Annotated in this window: 14 protein-coding genes; 8 read left to right on the top strand and 6 right to left on the bottom strand. The window is 68.7% G+C overall.

The genetic code is table 11. The annotated features are described in order from the left end of the window. Positions 1-133: 133 nt before the first annotated feature. Positions 134-1,117: a quinone oxidoreductase family protein gene (locus DES52_RS05630; RefSeq protein WP_211317865.1), complete on the bottom strand. Its 984-nt coding sequence runs from the start codon at positions 1,115-1,117 to the stop codon at positions 134-136. A 303-nt stretch (positions 1,118-1,420) separates the two neighbouring features. Here DES52_RS05630 and DES52_RS05625 point away from each other — a divergent pair, with 303 nt between their 5' ends. From DES52_RS05625 to DES52_RS05615, 3 genes are all read left to right on the top strand, one after another. Next, entirely contained in the window at positions 1,421-2,605 is a 1,185-nt protein-coding gene (locus DES52_RS05625; RefSeq protein ID WP_170130903.1) for a sensor histidine kinase, read from the top strand. Beyond that, a complete protein-coding gene (locus DES52_RS05620; RefSeq protein WP_110885787.1) occupies positions 2,566-3,249 on the top strand; it encodes a response regulator in 684 nt (227 codons plus the stop codon). Before DES52_RS05625 ends, DES52_RS05620 begins: the two co-directional genes overlap by 40 nt. Positions 3,250-3,327: 78 nt before the next feature. Next, positions 3,328-4,863, top strand: a complete 1,536-nt coding sequence (locus DES52_RS05615) for a DUF4153 domain-containing protein (RefSeq protein ID WP_110885786.1) — start codon at positions 3,328-3,330, stop codon at positions 4,861-4,863. Between the two features lie 36 nt (positions 4,864-4,899). On the opposite strand, the gene pdxR is transcribed toward DES52_RS05615, so the two are convergent. Beyond that, complete coding sequence (pdxR, locus tag DES52_RS05610) at positions 4,900-6,393, bottom strand: MocR-like pyridoxine biosynthesis transcription factor PdxR (protein ID WP_170130902.1); 1,494 nt, start codon at positions 6,391-6,393, stop codon at positions 4,900-4,902. A 79-nt stretch (positions 6,394-6,472) separates the two neighbouring features. Here pdxR and DES52_RS05605 point away from each other — a divergent pair, with 79 nt between their 5' ends. The 3 genes from DES52_RS05605 to DES52_RS05595 all read left to right on the top strand — a co-directional run bounded on the left by DES52_RS05605 (position 6,473) and on the right by DES52_RS05595 (position 8,152). Beyond that, complete coding sequence (locus DES52_RS05605) at positions 6,473-6,973, top strand: GNAT family N-acetyltransferase (RefSeq protein ID WP_110885785.1); 501 nt, start codon at positions 6,473-6,475, stop codon at positions 6,971-6,973. 8 nt (positions 6,974-6,981) lie between these two features. Beyond that, positions 6,982-7,674, top strand: a complete 693-nt coding sequence (locus DES52_RS05600) for a B3/B4 domain-containing protein (protein ID WP_245900733.1) — start codon at positions 6,982-6,984, stop codon at positions 7,672-7,674. 190 nt (positions 7,675-7,864) lie between these two features. Further along, positions 7,865-8,152, top strand: a complete 288-nt coding sequence (locus tag DES52_RS05595) for a KGG domain-containing protein (RefSeq protein ID WP_110885783.1) — start codon at positions 7,865-7,867, stop codon at positions 8,150-8,152. A 64-nt stretch (positions 8,153-8,216) separates the two neighbouring features. Here DES52_RS05595 and DES52_RS22830 read toward each other — a convergent pair whose 3' ends face one another. The 4 genes from DES52_RS22830 to DES52_RS05580 form a co-directional block, all read right to left on the bottom strand. Continuing rightward, on the bottom strand, positions 8,217-8,387 hold the full coding sequence (locus DES52_RS22830; protein ID WP_170130901.1) for a hypothetical protein: 171 nt from the start codon (positions 8,385-8,387) through the stop codon (positions 8,217-8,219). Between the two features lie 57 nt (positions 8,388-8,444). Further along, on the bottom strand, positions 8,445-8,927 hold the full coding sequence (locus DES52_RS05590; protein WP_146237197.1) for a hypothetical protein: 483 nt from the start codon (positions 8,925-8,927) through the stop codon (positions 8,445-8,447). Positions 8,928-9,002: 75 nt separating this feature from the next. Further along, on the bottom strand, positions 9,003-10,340 hold the full coding sequence (locus DES52_RS05585) for a multicopper oxidase family protein (protein WP_110885781.1): 1,338 nt from the start codon (positions 10,338-10,340) through the stop codon (positions 9,003-9,005). 17 nt (positions 10,341-10,357) lie between these two features. Continuing rightward, a complete protein-coding gene (locus DES52_RS05580) occupies positions 10,358-11,809 on the bottom strand; it encodes an FAD-binding oxidoreductase (protein ID WP_170130900.1) in 1,452 nt (483 codons plus the stop codon). 260 nt (positions 11,810-12,069) lie between these two features. Here DES52_RS05580 and DES52_RS05575 point away from each other — a divergent pair, with 260 nt between their 5' ends. Then, positions 12,070-12,927 carry a hypothetical protein gene (locus DES52_RS05575; RefSeq protein WP_110885779.1) on the top strand — a complete coding sequence of 286 codons (858 nt, stop codon included), beginning with the start codon at positions 12,070-12,072 and terminating at the stop codon, positions 12,925-12,927. 95 nt (positions 12,928-13,022) lie between these two features. Continuing rightward, on the top strand, positions 13,023-16,391 hold the full coding sequence (locus DES52_RS05570) for an ATP-binding protein (RefSeq protein ID WP_110885778.1): 3,369 nt from the start codon (positions 13,023-13,025) through the stop codon (positions 16,389-16,391). The last annotated feature ends 201 nt before the right edge of the window (positions 16,392-16,592 follow it).

Below are 16,592 nucleotides of genomic sequence, written 5' to 3'. Positions count from 1 at the left end.
GAGAGGGGGCGGCCTCGGCCGAGCGAGGTCGGCGCGAGTGGAAGTGGGCGGGGGCGTCCCGAAGATCTTTCTTCAGGGCTTCCCGATATTACCCAGGGTAAAACAAGGCGTCAATATCACCCGGGTATTTTGCTTAGTCGGCGCTAGGCATCAACACCAACTTGCCGACATGCTCGGCCCGCTCCATCAAGGCGTGCGCCTCTGGCCCACGCTCCAGCGCGAAACGCTCGAACACGCTCGGCGTCACGTCCCCCCGCCTCAACAGTTCGAACGCCGCGTCCACGGCGCTCCCGACCGCGTGCGGTCGAACTCGCCGCAAATGACCGCTGCTGTAGCCCACCACCGCGCGGCTTCCACGATGCAGAGGCGACGTCCCGACGTTCGCGGACCGCCCACCCGTCTGACCGAAGGTCACGAGTCGGCCGAACTCGGCGAGACAGGTCACGCCGCGCTCCAACGTCTCGCCGCCCACCGAGTCGAGAATCACGTCCGCGCCACGACCGCCCGTCGCTTCCAAGGTGCGAGCCGCGAAGTCCTCGGCGCCTCGGTCCACGACGACGTCCGCGCCGAGCCCGCGTACGAAGGCCGCTTTCGAGCCGCTCGTCACGCCGATCACCGGCGAGGCTCCGAGCGCCCGCGCGATCTGCACGGCCAAGCCGCCCACTCCGCCGCTCGCCGCGTGCACGAGAACGCTCTCGCCTTTTCGCGACCGACCCGCCAGCGTCAGCACGTTGTACGCGGTGACAAGAGCCGTGAGTCCGCAGACCGCCTCGTCGGGAAGGTCGTTTGGAACGGGGTACGTCAAGACGGCGGAAGCGAGCGCGAACTCCGCGTACGACCCGCTCTTCGCGAAGGCCGCCACCCGTTGGCCCACCCGCGACGCCTCCACGCCCTCCCCCACCGCGTCCACGATTCCGACGCAGTCGAGGCCCGGCACGAACGGCACGCTCCGCCCCGCGTCGTAGCCCCCGCGCCGCGAAAGGACGTCGGCGTAGTTCACGCTCGCCAGGGACACCCGAATACGGACCTCGCCCGGACCGGGGTGAGGCGCGGGCCATGCCCGAACCCGAAGGACGTCGCTGCTGCCGAAGTCTTCGACGACCACCGCTCGCATCATGAATCCAGCCTAAGCGACGCGGCGAGGCCGCCCCCGTTACCTCGCGGGAAACAGACGCCCCTTCATGTGCACTGTCACCGGACACAGCGCGAGTCGGCGCACGTCCATTCGCGAACCCGCCTTCTCGGCAGGGGACCGAAACACCCGAACACCTCGGCCTGCACCTCCTTGGCGCCCGAGAAGTCGAGGCGAAGCCGCGAGCCCATGAAGGACGACGGTGCGGGCTCGCTCGGGGCGCGCAGATCGGAGGCGCGAGGCGCCTCGTGCCTTCCGAAGCGGGCGGGTGCGACAATACCGCCAGGCATGCAGTGGTTTCATCGGCTCAGTCCCGCCTCGAAGATCGTGGTGCTGTTCGCGTCCCTCAACGTCGCGCTCGTCTTGCTGTTCACCCTCACCGTCGCGCCCTTCTCGAATCCCGGCGCGCGACTGCCCCTCCTCGATCCGCTTCAAGCGTCGGTGCGCGTCGGGCTCGCGGTCCTCGTGGTGCTGGCAGTGCTGCGCGTCGTGGACCTCGTGCGGCCCTCGTGGCGCTCGGTCGGCGTGTCGGCGAGCGTCCTGACGGTCGCGACGGCCCTGCTGACCTTTCACTACACGCCGATTCTCGCCCTCGCGTACTTGCCGCTCGTGCTGCGCGTTCGCTGGACGTTGCCGAAGACGATTCTCGCGTGCGCGCTCGGCTTGACGGTGCTGCTGCCCGTGTCGTTTCGGGCGCGCGGCATGGACTGGTGGGGCATCGGTCGGCGTGACGTGCTCGACGTCCTCACCCTCACGCTCGCCGTCGGGGCGCTCGGCGCGTACCTGCTGCTGACGTTCGAGCTCGCCCTGCGCGAAGCGCGCGCGCGTCAGGAGATCACGGCCTCGCACCGCGAGGTGAGCCGTCTGCGCGACCTCGCCGTGGACCGCGCGTCACGCGACGAGCGGGCGCGCATGGCGCGCGAGCTTCACGACACGCTCGGCCATCACCTCACCGCGCAGTGGTTCGATCTGCAACTCCTGAAGGAAGATCCGCGCCTTGGCGAAGCCCTCGACCGCGCCTTGCAGCGCAACGCGGACGCCATCGCGGACTTGCGCCGCGCGGTCCACGCCCTTCGCGAAAGCTCGGCGGACGAGAACGTGACGCGCGCCCTCTCCCGACTCGTCGCCGTCTGGGCGCCCGCCGCGAACGTCGAGCTGGCCTTGGACGACGTGTCGGACGCTCTGGACGAGGAAGGCCGCGTCACCGTGTACCGAGCGGCGCAAGAAGCCTTGACGAACGCGCTGAAGCACGCGCCGAGCGAGCGCGTCACGTTGACCTTGAAGCGTGACGGCAACGCGGTTCGCTTCGAAGCGCGCAACGCCCGAGGGGCGCCGCCTTCGCGCGAAGGACAAGGCGTGCGAGGCCTTCGCGAGCGGGCGAACAGTCTCGGAGGTGACGCGGGCCTCGCGTATCATGACGGGCAGGTGCGCTTGTGGATGATCCTGCCCACTCCTTCCAACAAGACGTCGTGACGGTCCTCGTCGTGGACGACCAGCCGTGGGTGCGCGTCGGCCTCGCCACGTTGTTGGAGCGCGACGCACGCTTGAAGGTGATCGGGGACGTCGAGAGCGGCGAGGCGGCCCTCGCGTTCTTCGAAGCTTCACGGGCCGACGTCGTCCTGATGGACGTTCGCATGCCCGGCATGGGCGGCGTGCGCGCCGCGAGCGAGTTGAGACAGCGGCACGGCGCGCGCGTGATCTTGCTGACGACCTTCGAGGAGGAGGACGACATGATCGCGGGTCTCACGGCGGGCGTGGCCGGCTACCTTCTGAAGGACGTGCCGATCGAGACGCTGCGCGACACGGTCGTGCGCGTCGCCGGGGGCGAGCGTTACGTGCAGCCGAGCGTCGCCGAGAAGCTGGCGCTCGCGCTCGCGCGCCGCTCGGAGCCCACGCCGACCCACGCTCCCGAATTGCTCACGCGGAGAGAGCGCGACGTCCTCGCGCTCGTCGCGCGCGGCCTCGCGAACAAGCGCATCGCCTCGGCCTTGGGCTTGTCGGAAAGCACCGTGAAGGTTCACGTGTCGAACGTCCTCGCCAAACTCGGAGCGCGAGACCGCCTCGAAGCGGTGCAACTCGCGCTCTCCTCGGGCTTGCTGAGCAGAAGCGAGGGGTGAGCTCGGACCCGGGCCTAAGCCTCGGGCTAATCCTCCTCGGCGATGCGCTTCAGGCGAGCGCCGCCGCACGATGCGGTCATGTCGGACGCGCCTCCTACCCAACCACCGCTCGCCGCCGTGCCCCTTCCCCGCCCGCGCCTGCCCGTCCGAACGGCGATGCTGCTGTTGTTCGCCGCCCTCGTCCTCGGCGTGGGCGGACGCTTCCTGTTCGACGCGCCGACCTTGGGCCTCAACGTCTTGGCTTGGTGCGGCGCCCTCGTTCTGGTGGCGCTGCTGCTCGCGCGAGCGTGGCGAGCCACCGTGGGCCTCGAAGGGCGCGTGCTGCTCGGAAGCGGGCTCTTGCTCGCGGCGATGTTCGCGTGGCGCGACTCGCCGCTCTTGACCTTCGTGAATTTCCTGGCGGTCGTCACGGCCTTCGCGCTCGCCGCGTCGCATCTGCGCGGCGAAGGCTTGCGAGGCGCGTCCGTCGCGCAGCACACCCTGAGCTTGGTGCGCGGACACCTCATGGGACTCACGGGGCCGTTCAGCGTCGCCTTTCTCGCGCCGTGGAAAGCGATGGGCCGACGATCCTTCCACCCGTCCGTCGCGCCGCTCGCGCGCGGCCTGGTGATCGCCTCGCCGATCCTGAGCGTGTTCGCGCTGCTTCTGACGTCGGCCGACGCGGCCTTCGCGCGCCTTTTCGGCGAGGCGCTTCGCTTCGACGTGACCGCCCTCGCGGCGAGCACCTTCGCGGTCCTCTCTTGGACTTGGCTGGCGCTCGGCTGGCTGTACGGGGCCCTGATCGCCGAACCGTGGACGATCTCGGCGGGGGGCGCGAGCGCGCCGAAGCTCGGCCTCACGGAAGTCGCGGTCGTCTTGGGAAGCGTCGCCTCGCTGTTCGGGGCGTTCATCGGCGTGCAAGCCGCGTACTTCTTCGGCGGCACCTCGCAAATCACGGCGTTGACGGGCTTGACGTACGCGGAGTACGCCCGCAAAGGGTTCTTCGAACTCGTGACCGTCGCCGCGCTCGTCTTGCCGATGCTGGTGGGCCTCGCGGGCCTCGTGCGTGACCACGAACGGCGAAGCGTCGTGTTCCGCGGGTTGTGCGTCACGATCGCCGTGCTCGTCGGCGTGATGCTGCTGTCCGCCACGACCCGCATGCGGTTGTACGTCGACGCGTACGGTTTGACGCTCGACCGTCTGCTCGCGACGACCTTCATGACCTGGGTGGCCCTCACGCTCGTGCTGTTCGTCGTGACACTCCTGACGGACACGCTGCGGCGCTTCGCGTTTCTCGCCGTGCTGTTGGGCTTCGCCACCACCATCGCCCTCAACGCCGCGAATCCGGCGGCGCTCGTCGCGAACGTGAACTTGCCGCGCGCCCTGCGAACTCCGAGCGTCACGGTGAACGGGCGGTCTTTCGCGTCGCCCGACCTCGTGCACCTCACGACCGTCGGTGCAGACGCGATTCGGGCGCTCGTTCCGCACTTGGCGGCCCTTGCGCCCACCGTTCGCGCCGAAATGCAAGGGCGCGTCGAAGCGGCCCTGGGCGCGACGCGGGATCCACGCGCGTGGAACTGGAGTCGTTGGGCGGCGAAGGTGGCGTTCGAGCGAACTTCGCGGGGGCGTGAATAGCCGACACGCCGACGCTTCTCGGCGCGACGACCGACGTCATCCCCCGTCGGCCGTCGCCACCTCGCGAATCACGTCCACGAGCACCCGGGCGCCCGCCTCGATTCGGTCCACGCTCAAGCCGCCGTAGCCCAGCAGCAATCCGTTCATGGCCTCGCCCGCGCTGTAAAACGGCGCGAGCGTGCTCACGCTGACGCCGCGCTCGGCGGCTCGGTGGGCCACCGCCGACGCGTCCACGGCGTCGTCGAGTTCGAGGTGCACGTGGAATCCGGCCTCCAAGCCTCGCACGCGCGCCAAGGACTTCACGTTCGCCAAGGCCCGCACGAGCACGCCACGCTTCTTGGCGTACGAGCGTCGCATGCGCCGCAAGTGCCGCTCCAAGTCTCCCGACGCCAGGAAGTGCGCCAAGGCCCGCTGCACCGGCCAGGACGTGTGGTAATCGGCGATCGTCTTGAGCTCCACGATGCGATCTCGAAGCGGGGGTGGCGCGACGACGTACCCGACGCGCAACGATGGCGAGAGCACCTTCGAGAACGTTCCGAAGTACGCCACGCGCCCTCGGTCCATCGACGCGAGGGCGGGCAGGGGCGGCGCGTCGTATCGAAACTCTCCGTCGTAGTCGTCTTCCAAGACGAGCGCGTCGTGCTCGCGCGCCCACGCCAGCAGCGCGGCGCGGCGCGGCAACGCCAAGCGTGCGCCGAGGGGGAATTGATGCGACGGCGTCGTGTACACGAGAATCGGCGCGTCCGCGCTTCCCGGCAAGTCGGCCACGCGCAGGCCGTCATCGTCCACGGGCACGGGCACGACCTTCGCGCCGCGCTCCAAGAACACTTGGCGACCCAGACGATAGCCCGGCTCCTCGAACGCGACGACGTCGTTCTCGCGCAGAGTCGCGCGGGCCACGAGATGCAGTCCCTGGATGGTGCCCGACGTGATCACGACGTCCTCGGCGCTGCACGAAACGCCTCGGGCGCGACTCAGGTACGCGGCGAGTTGAGCGCGCAGCGCGAGGTCTCCGGCCGCCTGCGCGTACTCGCCCGGCAACGCTTCGGCGGCGACGCGGCGCCACGCGCGCTTCCACGCTTCGTTCGACACGGGCGCCACCTCCGGTTGCCCCGCGCGAAACTCGATGACGTCGTCACGAGCGGCCTCGCTGACATGCGCCGTGACGAACGCGCCGCGAAGCCACCGCGGAGGCGAGACGGAGGCGGGCTCCGCGCCTCGGGTTCGACGGGGCGCGGCCTCGCTCACGAACGTGCCGGACCCGACGCGCCCTTCGAGCAAACCGTGGCTCAGCAACTCGTCGTAGGCGATCAACACCGTGTGTCGGCTCACCTGGAGGGCGCGGGCGAGGATGCGGCTCGCGGGCAGGCGCGTTCCGCTCGGCAAGCGTCCGTCCGTGATGGCGCGCCGCAACTCGCAGACGAGTTGATGAGCGAGCGGAACCCTCGACGTTCGATCGAGGTGCACGGCGACGTCGACGTCGCGGGCGAACGCGTCGTCACCCTTCGTGAATTGGTCGAGTGTTTTCAAGTCGTATTGGTCCTTCCTTCGGTGCCAATTTCACGGCACGATACCAAGACCGAGGTTCACGCCTCGACTCTGGAGCCACATGACCACGATCGTTCGACACGCCAACGAAGCCGACGTTCCGCACCTTCTCCCACTCATGCGCGGTCTCGCCGCCTTCGAGCACTACCTCGACTCTTTCGCCGTGACGGAGGACGTCCTCGTACGGCGAGGCTTTCACAGCGATCCGCCCGACTTTCACGCGCTCGTCGCCGAGAAGGCAGGCGAAGTCGTCGGGACGCTGGTGTACTACTTCGTGCCGTTCACCGCGACGGCCCGGCCGACGCTGTACATCAAAGAACTCTACGTCGCCGAGCAAGCGCGCGGCGAAGGTGTCGGTGAGGCCCTCATGCGGGCGGCCGCCCGGGAAGCGGTGAGGCACGCGTGCGGCGCGATGCGTTGGGCGGTGGCGGAGTGGAACGCGGGTGGGCGGCGCTTCTACGAGCGCCTCGGCGCCAAGGCCAATCCCGTGTGGATCGATTACGGCCTGAGCGGCGACGCCTTGACGACGCTGGCGGCGAGTTCCGGCGAGGAACGCGCGTGAGCGAGTCGATGTCGATCGATCCGCGCGTCGCCGACCGCTTTCCGACGTACCACGCGCTCGTCCTGACCGCTCGCGACCTCACGAACGGCCCGAGCGACGCGCGAAGCGACGCCCTGCTTCGAGAAGCCGAGGAGCACGTCCGGCGGATCTTCACGAGCCTCGCCCTGCCCGAACATCCGCACATCGCCGCGTGGCGCGAGGCGTACCGCGCGTTCGGCGTGAAGCCGCAGCGCACCCTCAACTCGGCCGAGGCGCTCATCTCGCGCGTTCTCAAGGGCGGCGAGTTGCCGAGGGTGAACCGTCTCGTGGACGCGTACAATGCCGCGAGCGTGCGCTTCGTGGTGCCGTGCGGCGGCGAGGATCTCGACCGCGTCGTCGGGCGCGTGACGTTGAAGTTCGCGAGCGGCGCCGAGCCGTTCGACTCCACGAAAGACGGAGCGCCGTTCGTCGATCGTCCCGCTCAGGGCGAGGTGGTCTGGGCGGACGAGCGTGGCGTGACGTGTCGCGCGTGGAATTGGCGGCAAGGCACGCGCACTCGACTCACCGAGGAAACGACGCGCGCGTACTTTCTGTTCGACGCCCTCGCCCCGATGACGCGCGAGGAGTCGGGCGCGGCGGGCGACGCGTTGGAGGAAATGTTGCACGCACTTTCTTCGGGCTGCCGTGTCGAGCGGACGTGGCTCGAGGCGCGCAAAGCGTGACGGCACGGCCAGCGCTCGCGGCGCCATGACAGTTTTGCCATAGGCAAGTGCACAACGGACGAGCGGTGCACTGATGTGCATTTGCACAAACAGGCTTGAATTGTCTCGACAACCGTATTCACGCGCGAAGTTCACACTGACGTCGTGCCCGAGCGGCATGAACGACCAAATCCCCAAGAGGAGGAAGAACATGACGAACCAGGACAAGAACGACGACAAGCGCGGATTCGCCTCCATGGACCCCGAGAAGCAACGCGAAATCGCCAGCCAAGGTGGGCGCGCGTCGCACGAACGCGGAAACGCGCACGAGTTCACCTCGGAAGAAGCGCGCGAAGCGGGCCGCAAGGGCGGCGAGGCCGTCAGCCAAGATCGTCAGCACATGGCCGAGATCGGACGCAAGGGCGGCGAGAATTCGCACAACCACGGCAACGACGGCAACCGTGGCAACGACGACAAGGGCAACAATCGCAACGACTGAGCACGACCACGAAAAGCGAACGCCGCCGGAATTCCGGCGGCGTTCGCTTCTGCCAATCGTCCGTTCAAGCGCCCACGCGCGGCGAGCCTTGCCAGCGAACCGAGGCGAGGGCCGGAAACAACGACGGGCGAAGCGACGAGCTCGCCGAGGCGAGACGGGCAGATGGAGTCGGCGTGGGCCAGACCACGAGGGCGAGGGTCGGAAAAAGGCGGGCGTCGGGACGAGCGGTGTTCATGTCGGTCTCCTCGAGGAAAGAAGTGGGTGCCGAAAACCGGGATGGGTCGTGATCGCTTCAAGCCAGAACGAGGCGTTCCAAGCGGCCTTGGGGGTCGAGTCGGTGCAGGTGGGCGCTCACACCCCTGGCGCCACGCGACCAGTCGAGTTCGAAGCGGTCCGCGTCGTCGGACAAGTCGAGGCGACGCGACACCCGTCCTTCATGCACGAGAAACGCGATGCCGCGCGACCACGTGGACGGTTCGTCGCACGACGAACGCGTGACGCAGGTCGAGTCGAAGCCGAGCGCGTACTCCAAGGCGCCGAGCGACCAGCCTTCGAACATCGCGTGGCGCGCGGCGGTACGTCCGGGCGTCCCGACGTGAGACCCCACGACGAGGTGGGCTTGCTGCAAGTCGGCGCTGTCTTGCACGACGTGATCCAAAACGCCGCGGGCGCGCAAGCGGGCGAGGTGCGTGAAGCGGGCGTCCTTGCGGACGAGGGTGTCGAACGGCAAGTCGAGCGTGAATTCGGGCGGGACGGGCGCGAAACGGATGTGCACGAGCAGAACCTCCGGATTCGAGGGAAACAAAAGTGGGGTGGCTTCAGCATGACAGAAATGAAAGGCAACACACGGTCAGCGAACGTCGACGCTCCCGGTCATGAACGGATGCGGCAGGCAGTGGTAGGCGACGCGACCCGCCGCCGGAAACGTGATGGTGACGTGGCCGTGCGCGGGCAAGTCGAGGCGTTGCTCGGCGCCGTTCAGGCTCACGACGAGGACGTGCGCCACCTCGTCGTCGTTTTGCCACGTGACGCGTCCCCCCGTGGAGACGACGACGTCCTCGGGCCCGAACTCGAAGTTCGAGATGGTAACGGTCGCGCTCGAAGGCGCGGAGTCGCTCGACGAGGCCGCCGAGGTCGCGACGGTCGCGCTCGTCATGCCGTGGCCCGCGTGCGGATTTGTCGTGGCGGGCGTGCCGTCGGCACGAAGAGCGGGGCTTCCGACGACGTCGAAGTGCATGCCGCCCGGGTACACGCCCGCGTTCGTGTTGGCGTTCGCGTTGTGGTCGTGCCAAGGAAAGGTGCCGTCGCGGCCCTTCACGAGGAGGTCGTACCGTTCGCCGGGCAGGATCGGCAAGGTGTCGGCGACGTACGGCAGGGGCAGGTCGTGCCCGTCCTTGGCGATCACGAGGAAGGACGTGCCGTGCAGGTGGAGGCTGTGCGGCTCGCTTCCCATAGCGATGAAGCGCACGAGGTGCGTCTCGCCCGCCGGAATCGCGAGGTCGGGAATGAGCGGGAAGGACTTGCCGTTGACGAGGAAGGTGTCGTATCGGGGCGTGTACCCAGCGCGGGCGGGATCGTCGTGGTGGCTGTCCCACTCGTCGAGGATGAGGGTGTGCTCGGCCGTCCACGGATGGGGATGATCGGGGTCCTCGACGACGAGGGCGCCGTACATGCCCATGTCGAGGTGAACGTTCGTCTGTTCGTGGCAGTGGTACGCGAAGGTTCCCGCCTCGGTCGCGACGAACTCGTACGTGTACGATCCATTGGGCATCACGCGGCCCGAGAGGTGCGGCACGCCGTCCATCTCCTGCGCGAGGGACGTGATGCCGTGCAGGTGAACGGCGTGCGGTTGGTCGTGCGTGTTCTTGAGGGTGATGCGGACGCGCTCACCGAGCTTCACGCGAAGTTCCGGGCCGGGCACGCTGGGCGCTTGCCCCGGAAAGGAGAAGGCCCACTGCTCGACCGTCTCGCCGGGCGCGATCTCGGTCTTGATCCGGTGCACTTCCAAGGTGAACTCGCGCACGCCGCGCGTCGCCTCCGCCAGGGGAACGGTGCCTTCGCGGCGCGACAGGAACGACGAGATAAGGCTGTCACGCGTCGGCACGGCGTCGGAGGCGAAGGTCGAGCCGAGCGTGAGGACGCCCAGCAGGGCGGCTCGCAGGAAGGGACGGACGGTCGAGCGCAGCATTCGAGGTTCCTCCGGACTCAGCGCAGCCACGCGGGCGAGAGCGGCTTCACGTTGGCGTTGCGCGAGAAGACGTTGTCGGGATCGAGGCGGTCTTTGAGGCGCGCGAGGCGGTCGTAGATCTCGGCGCGGAAGGCGAGTTTCGCGCGCGCCTCCTCGCCGCGCCCGAGGAAGTTGGCGTACAAGCCTTGCGAGAAGGGAAGCAAGGCGTTCCATACCGCTTCCGTCGCGGCGAGCGCTTCGGTGGCCGCTGCGGCGGGCACGTCGAGCGGGCACAGGTGCTCGATCATCAGCAACCCTTGGGCCTCGCGGTGCGAGAAGGCCGTCGAGGACGTCGGAATGCGCGCGATCTCACCGCCCAGGACGCGCAGTTGCACGACCGTGCCGGGATTGAAGACGTTCGTCGTGGCGTTCACGAGCGAGTCGAGGAACGCGTCGTCGACGGCCTTGACGAAGTGGGAGCGCACGAAGTGCCGCATGCCGAGCTCGCCGGCTTGTACGTACAGCGGCGAGTTCACGAGTTCCGCGTACGGCACGACACCGGTCATGTCGAACAAAGGCTGCCCCATCGCGCGGAACGCTTGGACGAGGCGTTCGCCTTCGGCCACGTCACCGCTGTGGCACAGCGCCACGATGAACAGCGGCTTGCCGATCATCTCGGCGGGTAAGAAAGGAAGGGGCGGCGCGGCCATCAGGATGCCTTGCGTGGACAAGTCGTCGGGCGCCGTTTTGGCGAGGCGAGCGTACTCGCCGAACAAGTGGCGGGCGTTCGTGCCGTCGAAGGCGATGACACCGCCCGTGACGAGCCCGCCCGGATGCGCTTCGAATTCCAGCGCGGTGATCACGCCGAAGTTCGCGCCGCCGCCACGCACGCCCCAGAACAACTCTCGGTTCTCGGTGTCGGTGGCGCGCAGGATCTCGCCGGTGGCCGTCACGAGTTCCACGGCCCGCAGGCGGTCCACGGCGAGGCCGTGCTTGCGCACGAACCAGCCGACGCCGCCGCCTTGCGTGAGGCCCGCCACGCCGACGCTCGGCACGTCGCCCGCCGTGATGGCGAGGTCGTATGGTTGCAGGAAGCGGGCGACTTCGCCCCACGTCAAGCCGCTTTCCAAGCGAACGCGTCGCGTCGCGGGATTCACGACGATCGACTTCATAAGGCGCGTGTCGATCACGAGGCCGCCTTCGAGGGTGGAGAAGCCCGCGGGGCTGTGACCTCCGCCGCGCACGGTGAGCCGCAGGCCCCGAGCCCGAGCGAAGCGCACGGCGCGTGACACGTCCACCGCGGAGCGCGGACGGACGATCAAGGCGGGGCGGTCGGCGGCGTCGGCGTTCCAAACGGCGCGCAGCTCGTCGTAGGTCGCGTCGGACGGCGTCACGACTTCTCCTTCGAGGGCGACGCGCAAGGTGCTGACTTCCTCGAAGGTCGGGAAGGTCGGCGTGGAGATCGGAGCGGCTTCGTTCGTTCGCATCATGAAAGTTCCTCCTGGGGGTGGCGCTCGTTCGGCCTGGTTCAAGGTGCGCGACGATCCGTGATTCACCCATGATCCGTTCATGTTCGCGCCGGGCACGCGCCGAGAAAGCCGTTCACGGCGCTCCGAAGCCCGCACGCCGCTCACGAAGGCCTCGAAGTTCCGCGTGACGCCGATCCCAGGTGAATCACGGATCGATCACGACCGCCTTCGTAAGGTCAGCCCAGATCGAACGAAGCGAGTTCGATTCAGGAGGAACTCACATGAACCAGACGAAGAAGACGATGCGTACCCGCCTCACGACCTTGCTCGCCGCCGCCATGCTCGCCACGCCGAGCCTCGCGTTCGCCCACGACGGCCACCCCATGACGGTCGACGTTCAAAGCAGCGAGTACAAGTTCACGTCGCCCGACTCCATCCCGGCGGGCTGGACGACCTTGACGCTCACGAACACCGGCAAGGAAGCACACCACGTGCAAGTCGTGCGTCTGCCCGACGGCATGAACCTCCAAGGCTTCCTCGCTAAGCTCAAGGAGAACGAAGGCGCCGCCTTGGCGATGGTCGACATGATCGGCGGCGTCGGAATGCTGTTGCCCGGGCAGTCGCAGAAGACGACGGTGAACTTCACGAAGCCCGGCACGTACGCCGAACTGTGCTTCGTGCCCGACGAGAAGGGCGTGCCGCACCTCGCGATCGGCATGACGAAGGCCTTGACCGTCACGGCGGCTCAAACGGCCGCGGCGACCGAGCCCACGGCGAGCTTCACCGTGCGCCTCCTCGATTACGGAATCGAGCTTCCCAAGGGCGTCACCGTGAAGGCGGGCGTGCAGACGTGGAAGATCGTGAACGCCGGCCCCGAGGCGCACGAGATGGCCATCATGCGCATGGCGCCGGGCAAGACGATGGCCGACGTCGAAGCGTTCTTCAAGAACCCGGTGGGGCCGATGCCCTTCATCCCGGCGGGCGGCGCGCAAGGCATGTCGGCGGGCCGTCAGCAGTACGCCGAGTTCAACCTCACCGAAGGGCAGTACATTCTGCTGTGCTTCATTCCCAGCCCGACGCATCAAGGCGCGCCGCACGCCATGCTCGGCATGGTTCGCCCGTTCACCGTCGTGAAGTGAGCATCTTCGGCGGGGCCGCCCTTCGTTCGTGAGGGGCGGCCCTCGTCCATGTCACTTGTGTAACGCTTCTTACGTTGGTGGTACCATAGAGCATCATGAACAGCGTGCCGTGGCGGTTTCACCTGTTCGAGCCGGTCGTCCTCGAAGGTCCGGACGGCGCGCGCCTCGCCGTGGAGCGCAAGACGGCCGCGTGCCTGGCGTACCTCGCCCTCGAAGGCCCGACGACGCGCGCGCGCCTCGTCGGATTGCTGTGGCCCACCTCGCCCGAAGCGACGGCGAGGAACAATCTCTCGCAACTTCTACGCAAGCTTCGCCTCGCCACGGGGCAGGAGTGGGTCGCGGGCGCCGACATCCTGACCTTGTCGGCCGATCTCGTCGTGGACGCGCTCGAAGCGCGCGACCTCTACACGCGTGGACGTCACGCGGAGTTCCTCGACCGCGCGGGCGGCCTTCTCGGCGGGCTCGTCTACGACGATTGCCCTGAACTTGAAGACTGGCTGCTGTCCGAGCAGGAACGCTGGGCAGAGTGGCGCGCGCACGCGAGCCGCGCGGAAGCCGACCGCCTCGAACGTGACGGAGCGCTCGACGACGCGGCTGTGCTCGTGCGCGCCCTGCTGGACCTCGACCCGATTTCCGAAGAGGCTTGGCGACGCCTCATGCGCCTGCACTACCTGCGCGGCGACCGCGCCGCCGCCCTCAAGGCGTACCACAAGTGCCGCGAGGTGCTGCGGCGCGAATTCGGCGCCGATCCCTTGCCGGAGACCGCCGCGCTCGCCGCGCAGATCGAGCGGGGCACCGTGCCGAGCGTGCACGTCGTGAAGCCGAGCGCCTTGCCGCTCGCCGTGCAGCGCCCTCCGAACTTGGTGGGACGTGAGGCGGAGTGGGCGAGCTTGGAAGCCGCGTGGGGCACCGTGCCGTACATCTACCTGCGAGGCGCTCCCGGCGCGGGCAAGACGCGCCTCGCGCAGGAATTCGCGGCCAGCAAAGGGGAGTTCTTCACGTACGCGGGCCGTCCTGGCGACGCGCACGTTCCGTTCGCGTCCTCCGCCCGCAACGTCAGGCTGGTGCTGGAACGCTGGCCGGACGTGCCGATCGCGGAGTGGGTGCGCAAGGAACTGTCGCGCGTCGTGCCCGAGCTCGCCCGTCCCGACGAGACGCTGCAACCGCTGCGTGACGAGGCCGACGTGTTGCGCCTGCGCCAAGCCATGCAAGTGTTCTTCTTGGAGCGCACGCGGCACCTCGCGTGCGTGCTCGTGGACGACTGGCAGTTCTACGACTACCACTCGAATCAAGACGGCGTGTTCATGTGGACGCAGCCGCCTCCGGCGGGCAGCCAGGGCCGGATGCCGCCGATGCTCGTCACCTACCGCCGAGACGAGGTCGCGCCGGAGAGCGAGGCGCTCATCTTGCGGATCGTGGAAGAAGGGCTGGGCGTGCTGATCGACGTCGAACCGCTCGGCGAGGACGGCCTCGACGCGCTCATGGCGGACGTCGGCGTGCCGAGCCGCGCCGACGTTCGCGCCCGCTTGCGCGCGCACAGCGGCGGCAACCCGCTCTTCTTGCTGGAAACGATTCGCCACCTCATACAGACCAACCAGCTCACCGAGGACCTGCCCGAACGGCTGCCGTTGCCTCCGAAAGTCGGTCAGCTCGTCGAGCGGCGCCTCGGGCTGGTATCGACGCCCGCGCTACAAGCAGCGCGGGCCGCCGCCGTGCTGCAACGCGACTTCGACGTGGAACTCATCGCCGAGACGCTCGGCGCGCCCGTGCTGGACCTCTTGAGCGCGTGGGAGGAGCTGGAGGGAGCGCAGATCGTGCGCGGCGACGGCTTCTCGCACGACCTCGTCGCCGAGGCGGTGCGTCAAAGCGTGCCGTCGTCCGTGCGGCCCTTGCTGCACCGCGGCGCCGCCCGCGCATTGGAGCGGCACGGCGCGCACCCCGCGCGCATCGCCCGCCACTGGCTCGAAGGCGGCAAGCCCGCCCTCGCCGCGCCGCTGCTCTTGAAGGCCGCCGAAGTCGCCGCCGCGCGCTTTCTGCGCGACACGGCCGCCGAGAACCTCGGAGAAGCCGCCGACGCCTTTTGGGCGGCGGGCGAGTTGGACGCGGCCTTCGACGCGTGGAACCGCCAAGGCGAGGCGTTGTTTTACCTGGAGCGCGCCGAGGACCTCGGCGCACTCGCTCGCCGCCTGCACGAATGGGCCGTCACGCCGAGACGTCGCGCGATCGCGCATCGCCTGGAAAGCGCGGCCCTCACCATGGCGGGCGAAGCGGACCGTGCCGCCGAACTCGCCGAGCAGGGCTTGGCGTGGGCGGAGCAGACTGCCGACCCGCGCTTGGAAGCGGACTTGCTGGAAGTGCTGGTGTTCGCTAGCTACCTGCGGCGCTTCGTTCCGAATCCCACCGCGTGGCTCGACCGCATGCTGGCCATTGGCGAGACGCACGGCAACACGTCCTTGCGCGCCAAGACGCACGAACTCTACGGGCTGTACCTCGTTCGCCATCAACCGCGCGAAGCGCTGCAGCACGTCGAGACCGCCGAGAGGCTGTTTCGCAGCTCGGGCGACGTGCAGTCGGCGGTCAGTTGCGCGCAAAAGTCGGCGAGCGTGCAGGTCATGCTCGGTGACGTGCGCGCCGCGCGCGGCGCGCTGGACCGCATGCGCACGGACGTGCGCGCGGGCGCGGACTACGCGACGCAACGCGTCTTCATGCGGCTGACGGAGGCGCACTGCGATCACGCCGAGGGTCGCTTCGCGCACGCGCTTCGCCTGCTGGACGAAGCGAAGGGGATCGAGATCATGCACGCGGCGCTGTGGCAACCGGAGATCGACGCGTGGCGCGCCGTGCTCCTCGCCGAGCTCGGCGCCTTCGACGAGGCGCTCTCGCTCGCGCGCGCCCTGCTGGCGTCGCTGCCCGCATCGGCGAATCAATTGCCCGAGCCGCGCGTGCTCGTCGCGCACCTGTTCACCGACCTCGGCTGCGTCGAAGAAGCGCGCGCCGCCATTCGAGAGGCGGCGCGCGTCGGAGACGTGTCGGTGTGGTGGACGGCGCGGCTCGATCTCGTGCGCGCGGCGCACCTGCCGCCGCGAGATCGCCTCAGCCTCTTGGAAGACACGCGAGCGAAGGCGCGCGAGCACGGCTTGCGCGGCGTGGCCGTGGCGGCCGAGGTGCGCCTCAACGCCGCTCGCCTCGCCCTCGACTTGCCTGCGACTTCCTGGTCGAACGGCGACGAGATCGGCGCGGCGGGCACCATCTCGCTCGCCGAGGAACTCGACGTGCGCGCCCGAGTCGCGGCCGCCACATCACCCGAACTCGGCGCGGCGGCGCGCGACGCCTTCCACGCCTGGGTGCAACGAGCGGCCCGTGAAGACGTGCCGCCCGCCTATCTCGCGTCGTTCTTGAACCAGCCTCGCCTGCGACCGCTCGCCGTCGAGGATCTCGCGGCGCCTCCCGCGTCGACTCGCTGAAGACGCCGCGCGCCGACTTCGTTCGAGCGTCACGGACCACGGGGACATGAAGCGCGAGGACGAAATCGTTTCGTCCTCGCGCTTCGCAAGTTTGGTTGGAGGCGCGCCAGGACACGTTCCACCCGTCCGCCGCGTGGAGCTGGACCTCGGCGGTCGAGTCCGAGCGGCGCCGATCAGGCTGGAATCACGCGAGGCGCGCTA

Origin of the sequence: Deinococcus yavapaiensis KR-236, assembly GCF_003217515.1 — a bacterium.
Taxonomy (GTDB): Bacteria; Deinococcota; Deinococci; order Deinococcales; family Deinococcaceae; genus Deinococcus_A; species Deinococcus_A yavapaiensis.
This window is presented reverse-complemented; position numbering and strand designations above follow the sequence as displayed.

Coding starts and splice junctions, on each gene's coding strand:
- DES52_RS22830 (WP_170130901.1), bottom strand. CDS start 8,387: ATGAACACCGCTCGTCCCGACGCCCGCCTTTTTCCGACCCTCGCCCTC.
- DES52_RS05580 (WP_170130900.1), bottom strand. CDS start 11,809: ATGATGCGAACGAACGAAGCCGCTCCGATCTCCACGCCGACCTTCCCG.
- DES52_RS05625 (WP_170130903.1), top strand. CDS start 1,421: ATGCAGTGGTTTCATCGGCTCAGTCCCGCCTCGAAGATCGTGGTGCTG.
- DES52_RS05630 (WP_211317865.1), bottom strand. CDS start 1,117: ATGATGCGAGCGGTGGTCGTCGAAGACTTCGGCAGCAGCGACGTCCTT.
- DES52_RS05615 (WP_110885786.1), top strand. CDS start 3,328: ATGTCGGACGCGCCTCCTACCCAACCACCGCTCGCCGCCGTGCCCCTT.
- DES52_RS05570 (WP_110885778.1), top strand. CDS start 13,023: ATGAACAGCGTGCCGTGGCGGTTTCACCTGTTCGAGCCGGTCGTCCTC.
- DES52_RS05595 (WP_110885783.1), top strand. CDS start 7,865: ATGACGAACCAGGACAAGAACGACGACAAGCGCGGATTCGCCTCCATG.
- DES52_RS05585 (WP_110885781.1), bottom strand. CDS start 10,340: ATGCTGCGCTCGACCGTCCGTCCCTTCCTGCGAGCCGCCCTGCTGGGC.
- DES52_RS05600 (WP_245900733.1), top strand. CDS start 6,982: ATGTCGATCGATCCGCGCGTCGCCGACCGCTTTCCGACGTACCACGCG.
- DES52_RS05605 (WP_110885785.1), top strand. CDS start 6,473: ATGACCACGATCGTTCGACACGCCAACGAAGCCGACGTTCCGCACCTT.
- DES52_RS05575 (WP_110885779.1), top strand. CDS start 12,070: ATGAACCAGACGAAGAAGACGATGCGTACCCGCCTCACGACCTTGCTC.